This is a genomic window from Devosia sp., from assembly GCF_034675085.1.
GTDB lineage: Bacteria > Pseudomonadota > Alphaproteobacteria > Rhizobiales > Devosiaceae > Devosia.
Map to the genome: position 1 here is coordinate 1 of NZ_JAUCDN010000427.1, position 2,201 is coordinate 2,201.

4 protein-coding genes are annotated in these 2,201 nt (G+C 63.3%); 2 read left to right on the top strand and 2 right to left on the bottom strand.

What is annotated here, in order from left to right:
• Both VDP82_RS17305 and VDP82_RS17310 read right to left on the bottom strand, forming a co-directional pair.
• Positions 1-319 (bottom strand): isocitrate/isopropylmalate family dehydrogenase (locus tag VDP82_RS17305; RefSeq protein WP_323016065.1); only part of this gene is annotated, 319 nt, incomplete at its 3' end.
• Positions 320-439: 120 nt separating this feature from the next.
• The gene (locus VDP82_RS17310) at positions 440-877 is read right to left on the bottom strand and encodes a GFA family protein (RefSeq protein WP_323016066.1); all 438 of its coding nucleotides are present in this window, start codon (positions 875-877) and stop codon (positions 440-442) included.
• A 100-nt stretch (positions 878-977) separates the two neighbouring features.
• On the opposite strand from VDP82_RS17310, the gene VDP82_RS17315 reads away from it, so the two are divergent.
• Together VDP82_RS17315 and VDP82_RS17320 are read left to right on the top strand one after the other, a co-directional pair.
• Positions 978-1,571: a GNAT family protein gene (locus tag VDP82_RS17315; RefSeq protein WP_323016067.1), complete on the top strand. Its 594-nt coding sequence runs from the start codon at positions 978-980 to the stop codon at positions 1,569-1,571.
• Between the two features lie 91 nt (positions 1,572-1,662).
• A partial coding sequence (locus VDP82_RS17320) for a GNAT family protein (protein WP_323016068.1) occupies positions 1,663-2,201 on the top strand: 539 nt, incomplete at its 3' end.

Here is a 2,201-nt window from a genome sequence, read left to right on the forward strand (position 1 = left end):
TCACGCCGCCCAGGATGTTGCGGATGGTGCCGTTGGGCGACTTCCACATCTTCTTGAGGCCGAATTCCTCCACGCGCGCCTCATCGGGCGTGATGGTGGCGCATTTGATGCCGACGCCATGCTTCTTGATGGCATTGGCGGAATCTATCGTCACCTGGTCGTCGGTGGCGTCGCGGTTTTCCACGGAGAGATCGTAATATTCGATCGGCAGGTCGAGATAGGGATGGATGAGCTTGTCCTTGATCGCCTGCCAGATGATCCGGGTCATTTCATCGCCATCGAGGTCCACGACCGGGTTGGCGACCTTGATCTTGCTCATTGGAAAATTCTCCATGGAATCCGCATTCTGGCGCGCGCGCCGGTTTCGTTGTGCCCTATAGCATCGGAGGCGAAAAGCGCAAAGAGCGGCTCGGCATGGGGGCTTGCCGATATCTTGAGGCTATAGCTCCTGCCTATAGGTCTGGTGCCGGGGCAGGTGGTCGGCCACCAGGTCCCAGGCCGGATGACTGCGGGCAAAAAGCAGCTGGCCCGGCTTGAACCAATCGTTCTGCCCGGCGAAGAGCCCGGCCGGCAAAAGGCAGAGCGTGGGCGCCCGCGAGGTCCGGGCATAAAGCGTGGTGCCGCAATCGGGGCAGAAGTGCCGTGTGAAGAGTGCCCCGGATTCGGCTGGCCGGTCATGGGTTTTGGTCGTTCCCTCCACTCTTACCCCATCGAGGGGAAACAGCACGACGCTCAAATGGCCGGTGCCGGTGACGCACTGGCAATTGCGGCAGGAGCACAGGAACATCGACACGACCTCGCCCTTGGCCGCAAGGCGGACGGCCCGGCAATCGCAGGTCGTGGTGAGATCGATATTGGGGCGGCGTTGGCTGGACATGACGGGGAGGCTGGCACGGCGCCTTGCGGCGGGCAAGGCAGAGTTCTCTTGAATTTGCTGACGGGAGAGGAAAGAGTGCGCCGCTGAAAATGGGAGTGGCATGCCGCTTTTACCCGACTATCCCTTGCGCACCGACAGGCTCTTCCTGCGCCCCTTCATCCGGGGGGACGTGGACGCCGTATACGCCTATCGCAGCCGCGAGGACGTGGCGCGCTATCTGCTCGACGGCCCGCTGAGCCGCGACGAATGCGCGCTGGCGGTGCAGCAGCGCATCGGCGAGGTGGCGTTGCGGGAAACCGGCGACCGGATCGTACTGGCCGTGGACCTGGCCGAGGAGGACGCGCTGATCGGAGAAATCTCCCTCATCCTGCGCGATCTCGATGCCGGACAGGCGGAATTGGGCTGGATTTTCGATCCCGCCCATCAGGGGCATGGCTATGCCACCGAGGCCGCTGCCGCCTTGCTCGACCTGGCCTTTGATGAAGCCGATCTCCATCGCGTCTATGCCCGCTGCGACACGCGCAATGCTCCCTCCTGGCGGCTGATGCAGCGGCTGGGCATGCGGCGCGAAGCCCATTTCCGCGAGCATGCCCGCTTCAAGGGCGGCTGGGACGAGGAATTTTACTACGCCATCCTGCGACGCGAATGGCATGGGGCCCGAATTCCGGCCAAGGCGCGCTCTCTGAGAATGTGATCGGGCGCCTATTCCGCGCACGGGAACTCACCGACTCGATGCGGCGTTGCGTCTTTGGGCCAATGCAGCAATCGGGCGGGAGCGCAGCATCATGACGACACCGAATTTCCCCATCGAAACCGACAGACTCTTCCTGCGCAGTTTCCAGCGCGGCGATCTTGACGCGCTTTGCGCCTATCACAGCCTGCCCTCGGTGCAGCGCTACGTGGTCAAGCGCAGCCGGGACGCCGAGGAGACGGCCTTGGCGCTCGATATCATGCGCCACAATGTCAGCCTGCAAAGGCCGGGCGACATGCTTACCCTGGCCCTGGTCTGCAAGCGCGATGGGGCGCTGGTGGGGCAGGTTTCCCTGCTCTGGGCCGATGCGACGGCAGGACAAGGAGAGGTGTTCTTCTGCATCGACCCGGCGAAATCGGGCCAGGGCTATATGGGCGAGGCCTTGGATGCGCTCTTCGATCTGGCCTTCACCCAGTTCGGCATCCACCGGCTTTCGGCGCGCTGCGACGGGCGCAGCCAGCACTCCATCCGCCTCCTCCAGCAATTGGGCATGCGTCTTGAGGCGCATTTCCGCGAGCATGCGCTGTTCCAGGGGGAATGGGACGAGGAATTGCGTTTCGCCATTCTCGACCG